This is a genomic window from Imperialibacter sp., assembly GCF_048007035.1.
GTDB lineage: Bacteria > Bacteroidota > Bacteroidia > Cytophagales > Cyclobacteriaceae > Imperialibacter.
In genome coordinates, this window is the sequence record NZ_CP180355.1 from 369,375 (window position 1) to 391,029 (window position 21,655).

At 47.1% G+C, this 21,655-nt stretch carries 15 protein-coding genes; 4 read left to right on the forward strand and 11 right to left on the reverse strand.

Going from position 1 to position 21,655, the window contains the following annotated elements:
- Positions 1-31: 31 nt before the first annotated feature.
- The 3 genes from ACMVP2_RS01695 to ACMVP2_RS01705 form a co-directional block, all read right to left on the reverse strand.
- Entirely contained in the window at positions 32-358 is a 327-nt protein-coding gene (locus ACMVP2_RS01695) for a type II toxin-antitoxin system RelE/ParE family toxin (protein ID WP_416866462.1), read from the reverse strand.
- Positions 342-554 (reverse strand): hypothetical protein, encoded by a 213-nt coding sequence (locus ACMVP2_RS01700; protein ID WP_339791186.1) that lies wholly within the window; start codon positions 552-554, stop codon positions 342-344. Before ACMVP2_RS01700 ends, ACMVP2_RS01695 begins: the two co-directional genes overlap by 17 nt.
- Positions 555-929: 375 nt before the next feature.
- Positions 930-1,751 carry a universal stress protein gene (locus ACMVP2_RS01705; protein ID WP_416866463.1) on the reverse strand — a complete coding sequence of 274 codons (822 nt, stop codon included), beginning with the start codon at positions 1,749-1,751 and terminating at the stop codon, positions 930-932.
- 200 nt (positions 1,752-1,951) lie between these two features.
- Between ACMVP2_RS01705 and ACMVP2_RS01710 the strand changes: the two genes are divergently transcribed.
- Positions 1,952-3,355, forward strand: coding sequence for a hypothetical protein (locus ACMVP2_RS01710; RefSeq protein ID WP_416866464.1), 1,404 nt, complete (start codon positions 1,952-1,954; stop codon positions 3,353-3,355).
- A gap of 178 nt (positions 3,356-3,533) precedes the next feature.
- Here ACMVP2_RS01710 and ACMVP2_RS01715 read toward each other — a convergent pair whose 3' ends face one another.
- The 8 genes from ACMVP2_RS01715 to ACMVP2_RS01750 all read right to left on the reverse strand — a co-directional run bounded on the left by ACMVP2_RS01715 (position 3,534) and on the right by ACMVP2_RS01750 (position 16,835).
- Positions 3,534-6,140: an ABC transporter permease gene (locus ACMVP2_RS01715; protein WP_416866465.1), complete on the reverse strand. Its 2,607-nt coding sequence runs from the start codon at positions 6,138-6,140 to the stop codon at positions 3,534-3,536.
- Positions 6,133-8,685, reverse strand: coding sequence for an ABC transporter permease (locus ACMVP2_RS01720; RefSeq protein WP_416866466.1), 2,553 nt, complete (start codon positions 8,683-8,685; stop codon positions 6,133-6,135). Before ACMVP2_RS01720 ends, ACMVP2_RS01715 begins: the two co-directional genes overlap by 8 nt.
- The gene (locus ACMVP2_RS01725) at positions 8,678-11,296 is read right to left on the reverse strand and encodes an FtsX-like permease family protein (protein WP_416866467.1); all 2,619 of its coding nucleotides are present in this window, start codon (positions 11,294-11,296) and stop codon (positions 8,678-8,680) included. The genes ACMVP2_RS01720 and ACMVP2_RS01725 overlap by 8 nt, the downstream gene beginning before the upstream one ends.
- The gene (locus ACMVP2_RS01730; protein ID WP_416866468.1) at positions 11,289-13,880 is read right to left on the reverse strand and encodes an ABC transporter permease; all 2,592 of its coding nucleotides are present in this window, start codon (positions 13,878-13,880) and stop codon (positions 11,289-11,291) included. Before ACMVP2_RS01730 ends, ACMVP2_RS01725 begins: the two co-directional genes overlap by 8 nt.
- Complete coding sequence (locus tag ACMVP2_RS01735) at positions 13,877-14,263, reverse strand: endonuclease domain-containing protein (protein WP_416866469.1); 387 nt, start codon at positions 14,261-14,263, stop codon at positions 13,877-13,879. Before ACMVP2_RS01735 ends, ACMVP2_RS01730 begins: the two co-directional genes overlap by 4 nt.
- A gap of 273 nt (positions 14,264-14,536) precedes the next feature.
- Positions 14,537-14,863, reverse strand: a complete 327-nt coding sequence (locus ACMVP2_RS01740) for a PadR family transcriptional regulator (RefSeq protein ID WP_416866470.1) — start codon at positions 14,861-14,863, stop codon at positions 14,537-14,539.
- A gap of 153 nt (positions 14,864-15,016) precedes the next feature.
- Entirely contained in the window at positions 15,017-15,901 is an 885-nt protein-coding gene (locus ACMVP2_RS01745) for a hypothetical protein (RefSeq protein ID WP_416866471.1), read from the reverse strand.
- A 91-nt stretch (positions 15,902-15,992) separates the two neighbouring features.
- Entirely contained in the window at positions 15,993-16,835 is an 843-nt protein-coding gene (locus ACMVP2_RS01750; protein ID WP_416866472.1) for a hypothetical protein, read from the reverse strand.
- A gap of 275 nt (positions 16,836-17,110) precedes the next feature.
- Between ACMVP2_RS01750 and ACMVP2_RS01755 the strand changes: the two genes are divergently transcribed.
- From ACMVP2_RS01755 to ACMVP2_RS01765, 3 genes are all read left to right on the forward strand, one after another.
- A complete protein-coding gene (locus tag ACMVP2_RS01755; RefSeq protein ID WP_416866473.1) occupies positions 17,111-20,236 on the forward strand; it encodes a WD40/YVTN/BNR-like repeat-containing protein in 3,126 nt (1,041 codons plus the stop codon).
- A 119-nt stretch (positions 20,237-20,355) separates the two neighbouring features.
- Positions 20,356-21,021: an HAD family hydrolase gene (locus ACMVP2_RS01760; protein WP_416866474.1), complete on the forward strand. Its 666-nt coding sequence runs from the start codon at positions 20,356-20,358 to the stop codon at positions 21,019-21,021.
- A gap of 120 nt (positions 21,022-21,141) precedes the next feature.
- Positions 21,142-21,603, forward strand: coding sequence for a GNAT family N-acetyltransferase (locus ACMVP2_RS01765; protein WP_339791212.1), 462 nt, complete (start codon positions 21,142-21,144; stop codon positions 21,601-21,603).
- The last annotated feature ends 52 nt before the right edge of the window (positions 21,604-21,655 follow it).

Genomic DNA, 21,655 nt, shown 5'->3' on the forward strand with positions numbered 1-21,655 from the left:
TCACTATTATGGGTTCCTCAAAGTCGCTATCTCAATCCAGGGCTTTGATGAGCTCTAATAGCTCTTTTTCTGAGATATTGTTCTGCTCAGATTTATCATAAATGTAAATCAGATAGACGGTAGTATCAGTAACATGAAGGTGGGTAATCACTCTGGCACCCCCAGATTTACCTTTTCCTTTAGATTTTATAGAGAGCCGTATTTTGTAGCAGTTATGCTTGATGGGAGTCCCATGAGTGGGATCAGCTTCCAAAGCAAAAATCAGATCTTGAAGCTCTTGCTTTAAGGAAGGGTATTTTCTTAGTAAAGCTTTGGCCTTGCGTTTGAATTTAGAGGTAAGCTCAATCTTCAAGTTCATTGAGGAAATCTTTCGCAGATTGCAGCTTTAATTTACCTTCCTTGGCCAGTTTTACCTCGTCAATCGCTTCTTTAAACTCCTGCAGAAACTCAGCTTTAGACTCAGTAAGAGTTGTAGCCTTTACGAAAGAGAAGTTTTTGAGCACCTCCATGAAGAAAGCAGATTTATCATCTTTTATTTCCAGCAATACTTTCATATTCAATAAGCATTACGAGCTATAAGCTCTTTGTGTATCATTATCCGGTAACGAATCAAAACAGATCTTTTCTCTTTTAGGTAAAGTTGCACTTTATGGCACTCAAACCGAAATATGTGTGATAGGTCTTTCACCACTGTCATATCTGTTAGCAGCTGATAGCACTATCGTTAACAAAAATAGACGATTAAAAAGTCTCAATCAATTTTTAAAATGTCTCGTTACGTGTGTACTAAAAAATCTGTGGCAAGTGTCATTAGTCGCAGAGGGGAAAATGAAAAACCCACATGGAAACCTCATCAGAAGTTTTACTTCAACCAGCGTCTGTATTCATAAATGGCCAAAACTGAACAAGTGGCGAGAAAAAAATCATACTCAAAACACCAACATCGGCACATTGGCGTGATACGCCATATCTTCCGTATGACTCTTTCTGAACAAGTCCTTTATGGTTGATCTGGCACTTCTGCGCATCACCAGCAGGCTGCCGGGGTTTTTGCCCAGGTAGTGCTCAATGCCTTCAAAATAGTCGTCGTAGTTACTTGAATAGTAGCTTACGTCGGCCTGAAAGATCTTTTCCTCAGCAAAGTCCTTCATGCCCCTCCATTTCAGCTCAAAGTCTTTGGTTTCTTCTTCCTTGATATGTGCGATCACAATACCAAGCCCCAGCTTGCCTGCCAGGTCGTCCACACTTTCCAACAAGGCGATATCCTTGTCTTTCAGGCTGGTGGCAAAAACCAGGTTCTTCACCTTTCCAAAGTCGGCTTTGGGCGGAATCACCAGTACAGGTTTGACCGACTTGTGTATCACATCAGCTGTACGGCTACCCAGGAAAAATCGTTTAAGACCACTGGCACCCATGGTAGGCATGAGCACCAGGTCGGCAGCATACTGCCTGGTTGCTCTCAATATGCCTTCCGATACCTCACCCTCGAGAATATGCATGTCGAGATTCAACTCATCGGCAGAGGTAGTAGTCTGATAAAGCTCTTCAACGAGGGCTTTTAACTGGGCTCTGGCCTGCTTTTCCATCGCCTTTTTGTTTTCTTCCTGTCGGGAAGCAAAATCATAGGGTACCTCCAGCGTGTGAATGAGGCTCATATGCGCCTTCAGTTTCTGCTGAAGTGACATGGCGAAATGCAACGCTGTTTTAGAGTTGTCTGAAAAATCGAATGGCAAAAGCAGCTCTCTTATCATGGGCTAAAAATTAGTGCGAAAAGTTAGATATTCCGTATTCAATAAACATCTTCGGACGATCAATAATTCATTAAATTTCAATATCAGCGCTGTCTGCGTTGGTTTTGTCTTCAGGCAAGCCTAAATTTATCATGTGCAGAAATTTGGCTCGAACGCATTAGAAAATACGAGCCGATGCGAAAAGAAATGAGTGTGGGATCATGAGTGAGAAAGAGATCAAAGAGCTGGTAAAAAAGGCCCTCGACGATGGGCTGTCCATCCTCCGCTATCAGGAGGAGCGGGTAGAACAGGAGGAGATTGCTGACCCGTTCTCTTTCTACGAGCAGTTTCCATTTTTGCAGTGGTCAAAAAACGGACTGCCGGACTTTAGCTACTCTTCCGTTGCCAAAATCAGGTACAGCAACCTTTTTCTGAAAGGCAACCGGTACAACGATATACAGTCGTGGAAGACTTTGCAGCAAGGACTGCTCAACAACAAGGACTATGTGACCTTCTATGGCCTGACCGCCGAAGAGGAAGTGGCCAGAAACTACCACACCTACTTTTTCATCGCTGACCTCATCGATCATTATGCGCATGTGTATGGAAAGCTGGAGTACCATGAAAAAGCGTTTGAGCCGGTATTCCAAGCATGGTATGGTGCCTGGTCGAAAAATGAACTGAAAGTAGATGTGTGGGTACCCATCTTGTTTCTTCACTTTCCGGTTGGGGAGGTGGAGCTGGGCCCGGGGCTTGCACTGCGACAAATCGACGATGCACGTCAGCTGAGCAAGGCTTATTTTGGCAGGCATCTCAACTCCAAGCTGCAGCAGGTATTTGCCTCAGCCACCCATGCGCTGGTTTTTGAAGACTGGGTGGTAGACAATACTTCGCTTGAGGCCAGAAACGACTTCCTCAACGACCCCAACGCTTTCTCTGACATTATCGAGCACCTCGCCTACCTCATGGGTTCGCTCAGGGTGGTTACTGGAGAAGAAACCGGCTATGGCCAACTTTTGGTATGTCCAGCGGGTTGGTCCGATCAATGGGCCGCCGATTTGCTGCCCTGCTTCCCTATCGAACAGCACGATTTTCCGGCCTCTTTCCTCAACCAAAAGTGGAAGCAGACGCCACCAAAAATCAAAGAAAAAGACATTCAGGACATAGCCGATATTTACAAGTCGCTCTCGAAAGGTGGCCGAAAAAGCCTGGAAGTGGGTGTGCAGAAGCTGAACAGCATCTACCTGAACGACCAGTCGCCAGAGAGCATGATCGACATACTGACAGCGCTGGAAGCACTGCTGCTGGATGAAGTGCATGGTGATCCTGTGTACAAACTATCCATGCGGCTGGGCTCTTTGCTGCAAATAGCCCCGTTCTCCCGAAAAGAGGCCAACGATATTTTTAAGGTGGTGGAAGCCCTGTACAAATACAAGCTCAGCATATTAAAAGGCAGCAGTCACCTCAACGGCAAGGAGCGAAAGATCAGCTTTTATCCCAAAAAGAAAATTGACGTCGTCAGCTTCGGCACCGACCTGCTCCGCCACATCCTCCTCACATTTTTCAAGAATCCTCAAATGCAGGAACCTGCCTATTTGGACAGGATGCTTATCAATCGGGGTTGATCACTCCGATCACAATGCGTCCAACGGCTTGTTTCTAATAGCCTGCTATTTTTAACAGTATCACTCTATTTTCAGGCTTTTTTTACCCCCGCCCTAAAGGGAGTAAAGCCTGAAAACTTGATGACTATGCGCTAAAAAAAGTGATCTAGCCACCCTAATAAAGGCGGGTGGTGTAAGTTTACTCGGTTCTCAAAGCATCTACCGGGTTGGCCCAAGCTGCTTTTACCGACTGAGAGCTGATGGTCATAAAGGCCACTGCCAGCGCTGCCAGACCGGGAAGTGCGAGCATCCACAATTGCACGGTCACCCGATAAGCAAATTCGTTCAGCCATTGATCCACCAGCCACCAACCGACCGGTAAGGCTATCAGGTAGCCGATTGCCACCATCTTGATGAACCTGAAAGCAAACAGCGAAACAATATGAGCCGTACTGGCTCCCAGAACTTTACGTATGCCCACCTCTTTGGCACGTTGTTGAGTACTAAAAGCTGCAAGGCCAAACAGACCGAGGCAGGCTACCAAAAGCGCTATAATGGTAAAAAAGCCAAATATTTCGCCCTGTCGAATATCTGCCTTATAAAGTTTATCAAAATTATCGTCCAGGAATTCGTAGTCGAAGGGGAGGGAAGAGTATTTACGAAATGTTTCCTCCAGAGAAACCACGGTTGCAGGAAGGTCTCCTGGCTTAACCTTTACAGAAATGTAGCGGAAATTCTCCTTCAGTTCTACCAGTAGCGGCGCAATCGTCATATGCATGGAATGCATGTGAAAATCTTTGATCACGCCCACAATGATCTTGTCACCCTCCCAGCCAGACGTAAAGGTCTTTCCCACCGCTTCGTCAACAGACCACCCAAACTCCCGGCAGGCCGCTTCGTTCACAACAATATTTTTGGAGGATTGATCAAGAGCATACTCAGGTGACAACGTCCTTCCTGCAATCAGCTCCATGCCGAATACTTCGAGGTAGTTTTCGTCGGTTCTCAGCTGATAAATGGTATGGTCATAATCAGTCTCTTTCCCTTCCTCCTTCAGGCTAACCACGTTACTCTGCTCTACATTAGTAGGAAGGTTTTGAGAAATAGTTACGGCCACCACTTTCGGGTTTGCCAGCCATTCTGCTTTTATGGCCTCAAAGCTGTCTCTTACATTACCATCATAAGACCGGATTGTAAAAACATGCTCTTTTTCAAATCCAAGTTCCTTTTCGCTAATGAACTTGAACTGAGCATAAGCCACAAGGCTACAGATAATCATGGCAACAGAAATAGCATACTGCCCGATGATCAAACCTTTTTGCAGGCGAATTCCAGAAGCAGACGCATTCATTTTCCCTTTCAGCACCTTTACTGGTGCAAGCGACGACATAAACAAGGCCGGGTAACTGCCGGATAGTATGCCTACAATGATAACCAACAGCAACAAACCAGGGGCTAGCATAATAAAGTCTCCCATGTTGAACACCAGCGTCCTGTCGACCATCTGCCCGAAGTATGGCAAAGAGGCCGGTAGCAATAGTGCAGCCACTGCCAACGCAGCGAGAGTAACAAATACCGACTCACCAAGGAATTGCATCACCAGCTGCCATTTGTGAGCGCCAATTACCTTCCGCAACCCCACTTCCTTTGCTCTGCCAATAGATCGGGTAATGGCCAGGTTCATATAGTTGACGCACGCAAGTATCAGGATCAATGCAGCTATCATTGAAAAAAGTGCCAGCTGCGCAGGATTTCCTCTGGGGCCAAGATCGAAATTGACCGCCGTTTGCAAATGCCATTCCGTGATTGGCTGGATCAAATAAGTCGGGTAGTCGTCGTAGGCCCATCGCTGTTTCAGAAGCTCTGGCATCTTGGCCTGTAACCCAACAGCATCGGCACCTTCTTTCACCTTCAGAAAAGAGTAAAATGCATTTCCCTCCCACTTTTCCTTTGCTTTATCGTCCAGATAGTACTGATCTGCCTCAAGGCTCCAAACATGCGTAAACTGTAGCGTGGAGTTGAGAGGCGGATCCTGAATAATGGCGGTCACCTGAACCTTTCGGCCATCCAAAGTTAACGACGTTCCCATAACGTCATCGCTTCCAAAAAGCTTTTGGGCCAGCGACTCGGTCAGCACTATGCTTTCTGGAATCAAGAGTGCGCTCTCCGCATCACCTCTTAAAAAATTGAAGCCAAACACCTTAAAAAATTGAGGATCCGCAGAGATTCCCTTTTCCAGATAGCTAACCTCTCCCATTGTTATAATTCGGGTTGGTGCCTGTAGCGAAGTAGCCGCTTCCACCTCCGGAAAATCACTCATGAGTGTTTCAGCAAATCCAGCTGGCATTACGGCAAAGTAATCGCTACCCATAAAAGGGTTGAATGTTTGTTGTTGATAAGTCCGGTATATTCTTTTTGAGTCAGGATAAAACCTGTCAAACGACAGTTCGTGCCTGACATACAAAAAAATTAGAATAAAGGCGGTGAGGCTAAGTGCCAATCCGCCCACATTAATGGCGGTGTAGAGCTTTTGTCGCTGCATACTGCGCCAGCCAACCTTCACATAGTTTTTGAACATCCCAAATTGATTCATGCGATAACTCCCTCCTATGGGTTTAATAATTGCTGGTCTGAAAAGCTTGATCACATCAAGAGCAAAAAGCCGCCTGGCTTTTCTCAAACCATTGTCAATAATCCTGGCGTCAAATCGCTCCAGTAAGTCCCCTTCAATATCTTCCCGGTAATCCGGATGGCAGAACCAGCGGAAGAAACGGAGGGGTAGTTTCGGTGGGTTGTGCCTACTCATCTCTCAAAGCATGTATTGGATTGGCCAGCGCAGCTTTTATGGTCTGAAAAATGATTGTCAAGGTGGCAATAATGAGCACCAAAAACCCACCGGGAAGCAGCTGCCAGAATGAAAGTTGGATACGATAGGAAAAGATTTGAAGCCAACTATCCATCCCAATCCAGGTGATTGGGGCTGCCACCAAAAACGCTATAGACACGTAGAGCAGAAAGTCTTTCATCAGCAGCCTGACAATATGCCCCGGCGACGCTCCATGAACCTTTCGTATACCAATTTCTTTTGTCTTTTGCTCTATCGTGAATGTGATAATGGCCAGCAACGCAAAACATGACATGATAAGCGCAATGGCGCCAAAGCCGGAGAAGATTTCGCCCGTTCGCTCATGGCTGGCATGCTGCGCCTGGTACCTGTCTGTCAAAGACTCATAGCTGAATACGCTATTTGGGTTCAGTTGCTCAAAAGATTCGTGAATAAAAGCCAAAGCCCTTCCGTTGTCATTACCCGTAAGCCTGATATACAGGTCGCCTGAGTTTCCGTTAAAAATGAAGAGAGGTTCAATGGCTTTGGTAAGGCCCCAGTAATTGAAGTTCTTGACCACGCCGATGATCGTCAGCTCCTGCCCTCTTGGCAATCTCACAGTTTTACCTGTTGGCGAAATCAGCCCCATTTGGTCGGCAGCCTCCTGGTTGATTACTATCGACTGCTCATCAGCATGGCCCTTTTCATAAAATCTGCCTTCGGCCATTGCTATCTCAAATGCTTCAACAAACTCACTGTCAGCATTCATTGGTCTGACGGTTAGGGTGCCTTCCACCTCTTTTCCCTCCCAGTCGCCTATTTGCATATCAAAATAGATATATTCAAATGTCGAACGAGACATAGCGGTTATGTCGAGAGACTGATCCAATACATTTTTAAAGGCTTCCACGTTGTCTCTGGCTTGATCATCTATCTTTACAGTCACCAGGTTTTCCTTTGAGTAGCCGGGATTCCTGTCACGAATAAAAGTCATCTGATTTTGGAAGATCAGTGTGCCGGTGACCATGGCAATGCTAACGCAGAATTGAAACACCACAAGCGGCTTCCTCACCGAAAACCCACCTCGGCCTTCACTTATGTTTTTCCTGATCATTACCAGCGGCTTTGACGAGCTGATCATTAGCGCCGGAACAATTGAAATAATAAGGAGTATGATTAGAATGAAAGCCATTATAAGACCAATCACTTCCTGCCGGCTGACAACGGAACCAACGATTGCCATTGGTATACCAAAATAGTTGCCTAACAAAACCAACAGCATGATTGCAGCAATGCTGCCGAGAATCAAATTCAAAAGGCCTTCCACAAAATACCGGTGGATGATGTGCCACCTATCGGCACCAAGTATTCTTTCCAGCCCGGCTTGCCGAAATTGCGAGATAAACCGGGAAGTGGTAAGGCTTACATAGTTGACGCAGGTAAGAATTAAAATCAGCAAGCCTGCAACAGAAAATATCCACACATACCGAATGTCGCCGCTTCTGGGAAAAAAGGGAGTCATCTTGTCGTTAAAGTAGATATCGGGTAGTGCGATAAGCTCACTTGACCAATGCGGCTTTTCGATCTTGTCGTAGAGCGTTTTGAGCCCGTTTGATTTCGAAAGCAGGGACGATGCAGTGGCTTGGCCATCCAGCTCAATAAAAGTGGCACAAAACCAGGCACCCCAGGCCCTGCTCTCATCCTGACTGGCGACTTGCTCAAACGGAAGGATAAAATCGAATTGAAAGGACGAATTTTGTGGCAGATCGGCTAAGACCGCTGATACCTGGTAGGTATCGGAGTTTCCAACCGTCACCAACTCTCCGATGGCCTCAGCACCGTCGAATAATTTGTCAGCCAGAGCTTGAGTCAAAATCACAGAATTGCCAGAAAACCCTGAGCTATTACCATATGCAAATGGGAAATCAAACATGCTAAAAAAAGCAGCATCTGTTTTTGCTCCTCTCCCATTGAGTTGTTTCTCTCCTGTTTTAATAGCTTCCGGCTCACTGCGGAAAGTATATCGGGAGGCGTTGGCCACTTCTGGGTATTCCTGCTTCAGCGCTTCAGCTAGCGGCCCAGGCGTCACCACGCTTTTCTCATACTGCCGAAGAATAAGCTCCACCTGGAATATCCTATTAGCTTTAGCGTGAAACCTGTCAAAGCTCAACTCATTGGAAACCCACAAAAAAATACCGACAGTGCAGGCAAGCCCCAGTCCAAGCCCCAATACGCTCAGGGTGGAGAAAGCCTTGTTCTTTTTCATGCCTCTAAAGGCTAGTTTCAGATGGTTAGAAAACATTCCGTTGTAAATCTGTTGCATCCCTCCTATTGGCTTCATAAGTGCCGGTTTTAGTAATTGAAAAACCTCCCATACAAAAAGCCACCTGGCTTTCTTTATCCCTTTCTCCTCCACCCTCTTCTCAAACCGCTCCAGCAAATCACCCTCAATATCTTCCTGGTAGTACGGATGGCAGAACCAGCGAAAGAAACGAAGGGGGAGTTTGGGTGGTTGGTGCTTATTCATCTCTCAAAGCATGGATAGGGTTAGCAAGTGCCGCTTTCAGCACCTGACTAGCGATTATCACAATAGACAAAACCACCACTACAGAGATAGCAATAGCAAAAAGCCACCAGGCCACATCGATCCGGTAGGCGAACCCTTCCAGCCAGCTGCTCAACCCAAAGAAAGTGACCGGCACAGCCAGGGCCGAAGCGATCAGCACCAGAAGGAGAAAGTCCTTTGACAACAGCCCCAGTAAATTGGCTGGCGAAGCTCCCAGAATCTTCCTGATACCAATTTCTTTGGCTCGTTGTTGGGTGTCCAATGCTGATAAACCGAGCAACCCAAGTACTGATAGCAGTAAAGCGATGGACGCAAAAATCAGGATAAGTTTCCCAAACCGATCCTCCGACTGATACTGAGGCTGATAAGCCTGGTCAGCAAATGAATAGCTAAAGGGCCTCTTAGGACCAAAGTCGGCCCACTTGTCTTCCAGCTTATCGACGATGTCGTGCATATTGCTGCCCGAAACATCCAAGGTAAGGAACATGAACCTTGAAGGATCTATCTGAAGCGCAAGAGGTTCTATTTTCTCTTTCAGTGATTTGAAATGGAAATCTTTTACCACCCCAATGACCGTCCCTTTCCACCAGTTTTTTTGGTCAAAAGGCTTACCGATCACCTCCGCAGGATCGGCATAACCAAGGGTTCTCACAGCAGTCTCATTGAGAACAATGGCTTTCCTAATATCTGACTGTAGCTCTTGCTGAAAAGCCCTGCCAGCCACAATTTGCATCTCATACTGGTCGATAAAATCATAGTCTATCCGGTACAGATCGGAAACAAAACTGGTTATAGCACCATCTGCCCCAGGCACTAAAAAGTTGTATCTGCGACAGGTGCTTCCAGGCACGCACGACGACATACTGACGGCGGTAACACCAGGTATAGCCAGTATTTCCTGCTTGACCATCTTCTCATTTTCCTTAATGTTTTTGTCCATGTAAAAATCAAGCACCAGCTTCTGTTCCCTTGAATAGCCAAGGTCCTTATTTTGCATGAACTGAAGCTGCCTGTAAACACCCAGCGTTGACGCAATCAGCATCACCGAAAAGAAGAACTGTGAAACGACCAGCGACTTCCTGATTGAGTGTCCGTGGCTACCTACCTTCACCTTTCCTTTCAGCCCGCTGACCGGGTCGAAGCCAGATAGGAAAAATGCCGGGTAAATGCCTGAAAGTAATCCAACACCAACGGCAAGTGCCAAAAGGCTACCGACAAACTCTATATGATTGAAGATATTAGTACTAATGGGCTTGCCCACCAGTTGGTTGAAAAAGGGAGAAAGCAATACAAACAACACAAGTGCAAAAGCAAATGCCACTAGCGAAAGAAAAACAGCATCTGCAAGAAACTGAAACAGTAGTTGGCGTTTGGCAGCACCCAACACTTTTCTCACGCTGATTTCTTTGGCACGGTTGAGCGAAAGTGCCGTCGACAGGTTCACAAAATTGAAGCCTGCGATAGACAATACCAGCAGCGCCACTATCGCCAAAATATAAACATTGTTGATGCTGCCGGTGACAGATGATCCTGTTCTGAACCCCCGAGCCTCAGCACGCAAATACAGGTCAGTCAGAGGCTCAACAGACATGAGATAAGTGGCCTGTCCGCTATCAACCTTACCTGCCACAAAATCGGTAAGCTCCTCGTTAAAGCTGGCAATGGCCGGCTTGCTTTGAAGGAGCAAATAGGTGTAGGTACCGAAAGCATTCCAGTTGTCTTTTATTCCCGGATTCCAAACCTCTGTTAGCAGCTTCATTGAAAGGAATATTTCAGTCCGAAAATGGGAGTTGTAGGGCATATCTTTCATCACACCTACCACATACACATTCGTACTCCCATCAAGGGTAAGCTGTTTGCCAAGGCAGTCGGTGGTGCCGAAGTACTTGGTAGCGGCAGTTTCCGAAAGCACAGCGTCGTAAGGTGCGTCGAGTACCGTTGCTGAATTACTGGCTACCAGTGGCAGTGTGAATACTGAAAAAACAGATGCATCGGCATAAGCCAGGTCTTCCCGCATGAAAGTTTCCGGGTCGGATTGCACGATCATGTAGTCCAGAAACACCCTGGCGTAAATTGCCACCTCGGGAAAGTTGGCCGCTACTGCTGGCGCCATGGGGAGCGATGAACTTTCAAGCCTGGGGCCGTTCGGCGTCTGCACATCCGTCACCAGCCTGTATATCTGCTCACTATTTTCATGGTACTTATCATAACTTAGTTCAAACTCCACAAACAGCAGTGCAAAAAAGCAAACCAAAATACCGGTGGTCAGCCCTATAAGGTTGATAAATGTAAATGCCTTATGGCTTTTCAGGTACCTAAGCGTAATCTTGATGTGGTTCTTCAGCATTCCATAATGGTTTAGTCGTTGTGCCCCTTCCATTGGCCTTACAATGTCAGGCCTTAATAGTTTCAAAACCTCCAGCGCAAAAAAGACTTTAGCAGCAAATGCTCCTTTTTCCTCCACCCTTTTCTCAAATCGCTCTGTTAGGTCACCTTCAATATCTTCCTGACAATCCGGATGGCAGAACCACCGGAAGAAGCGGAGGGGGAGGCGAGGTGGGTGGTTATTCATCTCGAAGGCAATTGACAGGGTTGGTCATAGCAGCCTTAAATACCTGGGTGCTGACAGTAGCAAATGCAAGCAACATGGCTACAAAGCCAGTTGCAGCAAACACCCACCAGCTGAGGCCTGTTCTGTAAGCGAAGTTTTGCAACCATTGGTCGGCCAGAAACCAGGCTATGGGGATTGCCAGCAGGAAGCCTGTCAGCACAAGACCCAAAAAACCGAGGCTGAAATTCGACATAATGTCCGTTATGGAAGCGCCGAGCACTTTCCTGATGCCAATTTCCTTCATCCGCTGACCAGCGCTAAAAGCAGCCAGTCCAAAAAGGCCGAGGCTGGATATTAAAATTGCCAGAATGGTGAAAAGGCCAAAAAGCTTGCCCTGGCGCTTGTCATCTTTGTACAGTTGATCAAAATGGTCGTCAAAGAACTGATAACTAAAAGGGAAGTCTGTGTGCTGGCTCACCGCTTTTTCCAACTCCGAAATAGTCTCCTGGAGATTATCAGGCCTCACTTTCACAGAAACGTAGTTAACCTGATCGCTCACCTTGATCATCAGCGGAGCAATCGGTAAATGCAGCGATTGTGTATGAAAATCCCTCACCACGCCAATGACCGTTTTCGTACCTCCGTCTTCGTTGGTGAACTGCTTGCCAATGGCTTCGGTCGGGCTCCATCCCAATGCACTGGCTGCTGTCTCATTAATAATATAGTTGGTCTCAGTATCCATGGCATAGTCTGGAGAAAAGTTGCGCCCCGCCACTAGTTCTATCCCGTACAGCTCAAGAAAGTCGTAGTCTGTGCGCAACCGATAAATCTGCCCCCCTGTTCTGTCATCAAACAAAAAAGTACTTGAGCCAATGTCGTCAGGAAGGTGGTTAGAACCAGTGATAGCCAAAAAATCTGTACTTTGGAGTAACTCACTCTTGAGTAGGGGCATTACTTTGTTGAAGTCGTTGCCCGGCGCACGAAATGTTATAATGTGTTCTCTTTCAAACCCCATATCTTTCTGGCCGATGAACCGAAACTGGTTATAGATGACCACACTGCAAATAATCATTGCAATAGAAACTGCATATTGCCCTACTATCATCGCTGTTTGAAAGCGCTTTCCACCTTTAGGCGTACCGGCTTTTCCTTTGAGGGCTTTCACAGGCCTCATTGATGCCACAAACAATGCCGGGTAGCTCCCGGAAAAAATGCCCACAAATATAACAGCACTAATCATGAGTGGTATTACCGACCAATTTTCGACGGCTACAAGTTCCAATGGCCTTTCTACCATGTTTCCAAAAAGGGGAGTCAGAAATACGGCCAGCACCACTGCGAATATCAGCGCCAAGAAAGCCATCATAACGGACTCTGATATAAACTGAAATATAAGCTGGCCTTTCCTGGCACCAATTACCTTTCTTAATCCTACCTCTTTTGCCCGGTTGACCGACCTTGCTATGGCGAGGTTCACGTAATTAAAGCAAGCGAGTGTGAGCACCAGAAACGAAACTACGGAGAAGAGCATCAGTTGCGTCGAATTGCCCTTTACAGCCAACTCTTCATTGATATTTGGCCCGAGATGAAGATTGGAAAGTGGTTGAACAATGTATTCTACTGGTATTGTAGCTTTATGTAGCCACCGTTCCTCTACTAGCTTTGTCAGCTTCTCCTGAAGTAATTCTGGGTTCGCATGAGGTGCAAGCGAGAAAAAAGTATGGTAAGAATTGCCGTTCCATTTTTCCTTTTTCACCTCTTGCTGGTAATAGCTACTGGCATGCAAACTGATCAAAACCGAAAACCTGATAGAGGCATTAGCCGGTAAATCCTTTACTACACCAGTTACAATGGCATTGTGACCCCAGTAGGTTATAGGCCTGCCCATGGCATCTTCACCATCGAAGAGCTTATTTGCCAGCGACTCTGTCAGAACGATACTCTCAGCGTTGTTCAGAGCCGATTGAGGGTTTCCACTTATGAACTCATGCTGAAAAACGTTGAAGTAATGTTCATCAACCAAAAGACAGTTTTCCAGGTAATTGTTATCGCCACCTAATTCCAACAACACCGAATAATCGGTCATTGAGGTGGCATATTCAACCTCGGGATACTCCTGCATCATCGTGAAGGGTAAAGCAGCAGGAGTTACACCATAAAGGTCTGTGCCTAACGAACTGTTGGTTGGCTGGCGCTGGTAAATCCTGTAGATATTGTCGGCGTTAGGAAAAAATTTATCGTAAGAAAGCTCGTGCTCTACAAAGATGAAGATCATCAGGAAGCAGAGTAACCCAATGGTGAGCCCGCCAATGTTGATGCCTGCATACAATTTTTGCCGAAGCATATTCCTCCAGCTTACCTTGAAATAATTTTTTAGTATCCCAATCTGATTCATACGGTTACTCCCTTCTATCGGCTTAATTATGCCTGGACGGAAAAGCCTGGCTACCTCCCAGCCAAATATCCATTTAGCCTTGAAAACTCCCTGTTCTCTCGCTCTCTTCTCAAACCTCTCCACCAAATCTCCCTCAATATCCTCCAGGTAGTCCGGGTGGCAGAACCACCGGAAGAAGCGGAGGGGGAGGCGAGGTGGGTGGTTATTCATCTCAATTGTCTTTCAGTGCAAATAGTCTTTATCTGTTCGATCACTGATTTAATATTACCTTCAACTTCTGCATTAGTAAATCGGATAACCTTGACTCCAAATTGCTCTATTTCTTCTGTCCGTCCAGCGTCGTATTCCATGTGTTCATCCAAATCATGATACCCTCCGTCAATTTCAATTACTAGCCTGACAGGGTGGGAATAAAAGTCGGCAACGAAAGTGCCGATAGGGTGTTGCCTTTTAAACCGAAGTCCTAGCAGCTTGTTGGCACGAAGCTCTTCCCATAGCAACTTTTCCGCTAAAGTCTGATTAGCACGAAGCTTCTTTGCATTTTTGAAAATCGCAGAAGACGCACTATAAAACATGTTTCTGGTTTCTCCCATTTATGTAATTCTTCGACTGTTTATCGTTTCTGTAAAAAGTGCCAGCTCCCTTTAGGGTTGGGGTGAAATGGCACTTTTTTTACAGAACCCTATCCTTGGTATTTGTATAAAGCACTCTCTTAAATATTTTCTGTTTCAAATTTTCAACCTCCGTTGGCCCCTACCCTGAAGGGAGCGGAGGTTGAAAATTCATAGATGATTTTGGACTTAAAAGAACGCATTCTCCCTTTAGGGCTGGGGTAAAAATGCGTTCTTTTAAATCCCTATTATTCATCATTTAAACGCCACCTCAGGTATCGCATTCCACAACCCAAGCCGCTGTTCCTTCAGCTCTTCCATGGCCTTTTGACCATATTGGGTCACTGTGAAATACCTTTTTCGTTTCCCTCCTCTTACCTGTGTGGCCTCTCCAAACTCTGAAGACAGAAAACCTTTCTTCTCTAACCGTCTAAGCACGGTTTGCAATGAACCTATACTCACCTTTCTGTCGAGCCTTTTTTCCATCTCTTCTATGATGGCTATCCCGTAAGCTTCTCCGTACAGCACAGCGACCGTCAAAAGGACTACTTCTTCAAACTCGCCCAGTTGATATTTTCCCATAGTTTCTAATATTTACCTTAAACGTAGTTATTATAATTTATACTTCAAACAAGAGCCAGATAATTTTTACCTTGATTGTAGTTTATATGCTATGATACGAAAAAAGGACTGGCTATGCACCAGTCCCTTCCGGTTTACTCCAACCTAGCCCGTCTATCCCCTCAACCTTCTTCTTACAACATGTTTTCTAGCCTTTACATCCAGCTCTATTATCTGAGTTTCTCCGTTGATAGTCACTTCTGCCAGGTTATCGCACTCACCATCGCCATAGTCGATGACAATAGTTGCACCTGGCGCAACGGTTTCGATCACACCGGATACTGGGAAGAAATAGCCCTGGGCTCCGCAGCGTCTTTTGAAGACAAGCCGTTCGGTGATGGTGCTGCTATAATTCTCACCGTCTCTGTTGACCCCTTCAGCAGACCCCTCCACAAACGATTCGTCCTGAGCCGGGTTCTCTGCCCTCGACCAGGTGCGGGTGTGCTCAGAATCACGAGTTGCAAAGGTGCCGTCGTTCCATGAAAGCTTTCCACCTACCACCTCAGTTCTGAATTGAGGAGCGCTTGACTCATCTGCTGTGATATTCGTAATGGTACGAACTCCTTCCACTTTTACGCTGTCGATATAAAAATCTTCGAATGTCACACTGCGTGAAGCCCCTGGTTTAAACCATCTTTCATCGCTGTAGGTGACAATAATTTTTCCTCGCCTGGTTCGGCCATCTCCCTCGCAGCCATCTCCGTAGTCAATCGTCACGGTATTATTCTCATGATCGTGGGTAACCACGGCACATTCGATCAAAGCGTCACGCATAATTTTTCCGCCGGAAGCATCATCATAACTAATACCCGCTTCCACCACATTGTCCACATCCTCAAAAGCCACATCCATTGATGCTTCAGTGTCTACTGCGACATCTTCGAAAGCCGACGCAGTAGCATCATCATTCAAACCATCCTCTTCGTTGTTGCAGGAAGCCAACCATACCATGGTTCCTCCCACCATTGTCATCATCATCAATCTCTTTAGCAAATTCATATCTAATAGAAGTTTGTTTGCTGCTTTGATGAGGCCGGGCGGAAAAGGTTTAATGTGGAATTGAAAAAATTCTAAAAAATATTGAAATAGGTTAAAAATTACTACTGAGCTGCATTGTCGAAATTTCCCCATTTATTGTCACCCTCACATCGTTATCACATTCTCCTTCACCGTAGTCAACAATAAAGCTGACTCCTTTCATGGTACTCTCGACCTTTCCGTACGAAGGAAAAACTTTGCCTACCACCAGGCAGGTTAGCCTGAAGCTGAGCTGCTCTGTTATTATACTGGAATATTCATAGCCATGTCGGTTGACGCCGGAGGCTACGCCTTCCCAGCTGTATTCGTTGTGCATTGGGAGGTGTGCAAGGCGAATGGTTCTTATTTGGTTCAATTGACGGGTGGCGTAGGTGCCATCAGGCCAGGTAAACCTTCCCTGCTCCCACCTCACTTCATATTTTCTTTCCGTTAGCGCTCCCTTTGATCGGTAGGTGAGTGAGAAATCGCCTTCTACTAATACATGATCTATTTTGAAATTAACAAAAGAAATACGGTACGTCGCTTCATCAACCAGTCGCAGGTCAGTGTAGGTAATCAGCAGTAACCCACTCCGCCACACATCCCCCGCCCAGGCACCTCCATTTCCAAAATCAACACTGATAATTTGATGTTCTTTGTCGTGGGCTACCATAGCGCCCTGTAGCCATGGCTCATCCGGTTCAGGCCCGTCAACGGCCCACTTCACCGCAGCATCAACTACCTGGCCAACAAGCTCTGGCATGGCTGTCATATAAGCTTCTGATCGCAGAGAAACAGCCTTATAGTCATCCGGCATCGGTGGCTGATCGGCTTCCAACTTTGGTGTACAGGCATGCAAGGTCAAAAAAAGTGCGACAAAAAACGCAGGACAGGCAGGTCTTGGAGTGGCATCCACAGTGTCTCTAGTTTAATAGTAGAAATGGTTAAGCCTGACGGCGGATCCGGGCAACCCACAAAGCGGCGAGACACACGGTCTCAATGCCGGATCATACCACGATCAGGGCTATCTTCAATGGTGTAGTAGCATACCTCAAAACGTCCAACTTCAATTTCAAAAAAGCATATGTCATTTCTATCCCCCTGTTTGCAGGATAATTCAACTCACTGGTTACATATGTGTTTGATATAATTAACCGGCTGTGTAGCTTCCCAAAAAAACTAATCAGGACAATGCAACATTTACCCAACAGACTGTGGAGCATGGCTTTTTTGCTCCTTTTCACGAGCTTCCTTTCCATGGGCCAGGTGCTCGATATGGAGCTGCTCAAAGGCATCAAACCACGCAATATTGGCCCGGCAGGCATGAGCGGCCGGGTTACAGCCGCCGACGTGGTGCAAAGCAACCCCGACATCATCTACCTGGGCACTGCATCGGGTGGCCTTTGGAAGTCAACTGGCGGCGGCACCAGCTGGAAACCCATTTTCGAGAAAGAAAAAGCTGCTTCCATTGGCTCCATTGCCATCTATCAGAAATCGCCCGACATCATTTGGGTGGGAACCGGCGAGGGCAACCCCCGCAACAGCCAAAGCATGGGCAATGGCGTGTACCGTAGTCTCGATGCCGGCCAAACCTGGCAGCACATGGGGCTGGAAAATACCCGTACGATCCACCGCATTTTCCTGCATCCTGATGACCCCAACACGGTGTGGGTAGGTGCACAGGGCAACGCCTGGGCCGATAGCCCCGACAGAGGTGTGTTCAAAACCACCGACGGCGGCAAAACATGGAAAAAAGTATTGTTTGTGAACAACCGCACAGGCATCGCCGATCTGACAATTGATCCAACCAACCCCAACAAGTTGATCGCTGGTATGTGGGAATACCGCCGCTGGCCTTGGTTCTTCAAGTCGGGCGGCGAAGGATCAGGTATTTATGTATCGGTCGATGGCGGTGAAAACTGGGCAAAGAGAACCTCCGACGATGGCTTACCTGAAGGTGAAATAGGAAAAACCGCTATCGCTATTGCTCCGTCCAACCCTGACGTGGTTTACGCACTTGTTGAAACCAAGAAAAACGCCCTTTACAAGTCGGTAGATGGCGGCAAAAAATGGAGCAAAGTGCAAGACCAGGATGTGGGCGACAGGCCATTTTATTACTGGGACCTTCGTGTAGACCCTAGGAACGAGAACACATTGTACAACGTCTACGGCATAGTAAAAGTGAGTATCGACGGCGGGAAAACCTTCGAGACACTGGCTGGTGGCGACAAGGTGCATGTGGATCACCACATGTTTTATGTGCTGCCTACCGACGCCTCTCTAATGCTGGACGGCAACGACGGCGGTGCCTACATCTCCCGTGACAGAGGCAAAACCTGGCGCTTTGTAGAAAACCTGCCTGTTGGCCAGTTCTACCATGTGAATGTGGACATGGCTACGCCCTACAACGTGATGGGTGGCATGCAGGACAACGGTAGCTGGAGAGGCCCAAGCCAGTCGCTGCACAACGGTGGCATCCGCAATGGTTACTGGGACGAAATCGCTTTTGGTGATGGTTTTGACGTGGTGCCTGTTCCAGGCGATCTGCGCTATGGCTATGGCATGTCGCAGGGCGGTTTCCTTTCTTACCTCGACTTTGAAACCGGCTTCAGCCAGTTCATCAAACCCAACCACCCCGACAACGTGTTTCTTCGCTTCAACTGGAATGCGGGCATTGCTCAGGATCCATTTGATGCCAATACCATTTACTACGGTAGCCAGTTTATTCACAAAAGCTCCGACAGGGGACAAAACTGGAGCCTGATCTCCGGCGACCTCACCACAAACGACCCGGAAAAGACCAAGCTGGAAACTGGCGGACTTACTTTTGACGCTACCGGTGCTGAAAATCACTGCACCATTCTCGCCATTGCTCCAAGCCCGCTGGACAAAAACATCATCTGGGCTGGCACCGACGATGGCAATGTGCAGCTAACCAGAGACGGCGGCAAAACATGGACAAATCTCTCAGCCAACATCAAAGGCATGCCAAAAGGTGCCTGGATACCGCAAATCAATGCTTCCACCTACAATGCAGGGGAAGCCTTTGTGGAAGTGAACGACTACCGCCGGGGTAACTGGGCACCGATGCTCTACCAAACCAAAGACTTCGGTAAAACATGGGTCAACCTGGTCAACGAGCAGAAGGTTTACGGCTATGTGCTTTCCATGGTGCAGGATCCCGTCGAACCAAAGCTCATATTCGTGGGCACAGAATTCGGCCTTTACGTTTCTATCGACGCCGGTCAAAACTTCACCAAATGGACGAACGATTACCCAACAGTATCTACTTACGACCTGAAGATTCACCCAAGGGAGCATGATCTTGTGATAGGTACTTTCGGGCGGGCACTTTGGGTAATGGACGACATCCGACCATTGAGAGAAATGGCCAGCAAGGGCGCTCAGATGATTGCACAGCCTCTGTATGCTTACCCTGCGCCTGACGCCTACCTTTTTGCCTACAAAGAAGCGGCAGGCACCCGTTTCCATGGCGATGCTATTTTCAAAGGTGATGACAGGGAGCCCGGAGCACTGCTCTCCTACTCAGTAAAAGCTACCTCGAAGCAGGACACCACCATCAAGTCGGACACTGTGAGACTGCAAATATCAGACGCCAGCGGCACCGTCATCCGCAACCTGTTTCAGGTGGTGGAAAAGCCCGGTCTGCAACGCATCGTGTGGGGACTTGACAAAAAAGGCGTTCGCAGCCCAGAGAGTGCCAAACAAAAGGCAGGCGCCGCCGAGCCAAGTGGCTTTAGCGTATTGCCAGGCACCTACACAGTAAAGTATACTTATGCGGGTAAAGAAGCTACAACGAAAGTTGAGGTAAAAGCCGACCCACGGTTTACATTCAACCAGTCGGCTGCGGCACAAATGAGTCAGCGCTTTGATCGTGTCAATGCCATCATGGAAAAGGCAACAGCTGCGGTGGATAAACTCAACGATGCCAAAGCCACCATCGCCAAAGTGAATGCAGCGATGGAAGACAGCCCCATAGAAGGCAAGGAAGCACTCAAGAAACAAGGAGCCGAACTGGAGAAGAAGATTACTGAACTAAAAGAGCGGCTGAAGTCAAAAGAGGATGTGCAGGGTATTTACGATGACCCCACCGTAGCTTCCAGTCGTCTGTTCATGGCCATGTACCAGGTGGGCAATCCCTACAATAGTCTAAACACCAATCAGGAATGGGCAATTGCCCATGCAGAGAAGGCTACCGACGAAGGCGTAGCCAACGCTGATGCTTTCTTTAACACCGAATGGAAGGCCTACAAAGAAAAAGCCAGCACCATTAACTTTTCTCCTTTTAAAGAATAACATAAATTCGGATCAAATGTCAGTTTGAGCCTGTCGAAGACGGTTTTCATGACCATGTTTCTACAAGCCCAGACTGACATTTCTTTTTACCTTGCCACTATTCAACCAACAAAACTTTCATGCCCCTATATAAAGCCATTATTTTCGATTTCGACGGTACACTTCTCGACACCGAAACCTTTCACTTTCACATCTGGAACGAAATCCTGTCTGAGTACAATATCATCGTCAGCTATGAAGAATACCTCGACGTATTTGCCGGTGTACCCACTCCCGTCAATGCACAAATGCTGGTCGAAAAACATACCCTTCCGATCTCCCAGCAGGCCTTACTGGAGAAGAGAGAAAACCTGGCTCTGGAGCGGATGAAAACCGGCACCTTCAAAATGATGCCTTACGCCAGGGAAACACTAGACTTCTTTTTCGACAAAGGCTACCCAATGGCCCTCGCCACAGGCAGCCCCCGGTCCGACGTCGATCTGCTGATGGAACGAATGGATTTGGCTAAGTATTTCAAAATCACCATCACCAGGGACGATGTAAAAATCAGCAAACCCGACCCGGAAAGCTACCAGAAGTGTGTCGACTTCCTCGGTTTTCCCAAGGCAGACTACCTCGTGTTTGAAGACACGCCAAACGGTGCTCTCTCAGCCAAAAACGCCGGCCTCACCTGCTTTGCCGTGCAACACGATGTGCGGGAACACCCCCGGCTGCAGCATGCCGATAAACTCTTCAATGACCTGAAGGCCGCTATGGACTTCCTCAGAAGAAACAAGCTGATTTAGGCAAAGCCGTTGTGTGTCAAGAAAACACATTCAATGATGTTTTTTATCTCACATTTTGCAGTAAATTAATGGGACAAAGGGAGTCGATTGTTTAAACAAAAGCAGCAGACATTTTTTTAGATGATAAGAAACTACCTACCCGACGACTACACCAAAGTAATGGAAGTATTCAGGCTGAATGTACCTCAGTTTTTTGCCAGCGAAGAAGAGGCCGATTTAACTGACTACCTGAAAGAGCATGGTGAGAGTTATTACGTGATTGAAGTAAAAGGAGAAATAATTGGCGCCGGTGGCCATCATTATCCGTTGCCTGGCGTAGGCCGACTTTCCTGGGACTTTTTCCGCCCCGAAGTACAAGGTAAAGGCTGGGGCCGCAAACTGATCAACCATTCACTCGACGAAATCAGAAGCAAAAAACATGTAAAGCGACTGGAAGTGTGGACGTCGCAACAGTCCTATCAGTTCTATGCCAAGTTTGGTTTCAATGTTCATCGGGTGGAAAAAGATTTTTGGGCCAAAGGTTTCGACCTCTACCACATGGAAATGATCGCTGATAAAATTCAGCGGCCAACCTACTTCTAAACCTTTGGAAATGTTGGTTTGTCTATAGGGAATTTTGTAAACTGACTGGCAA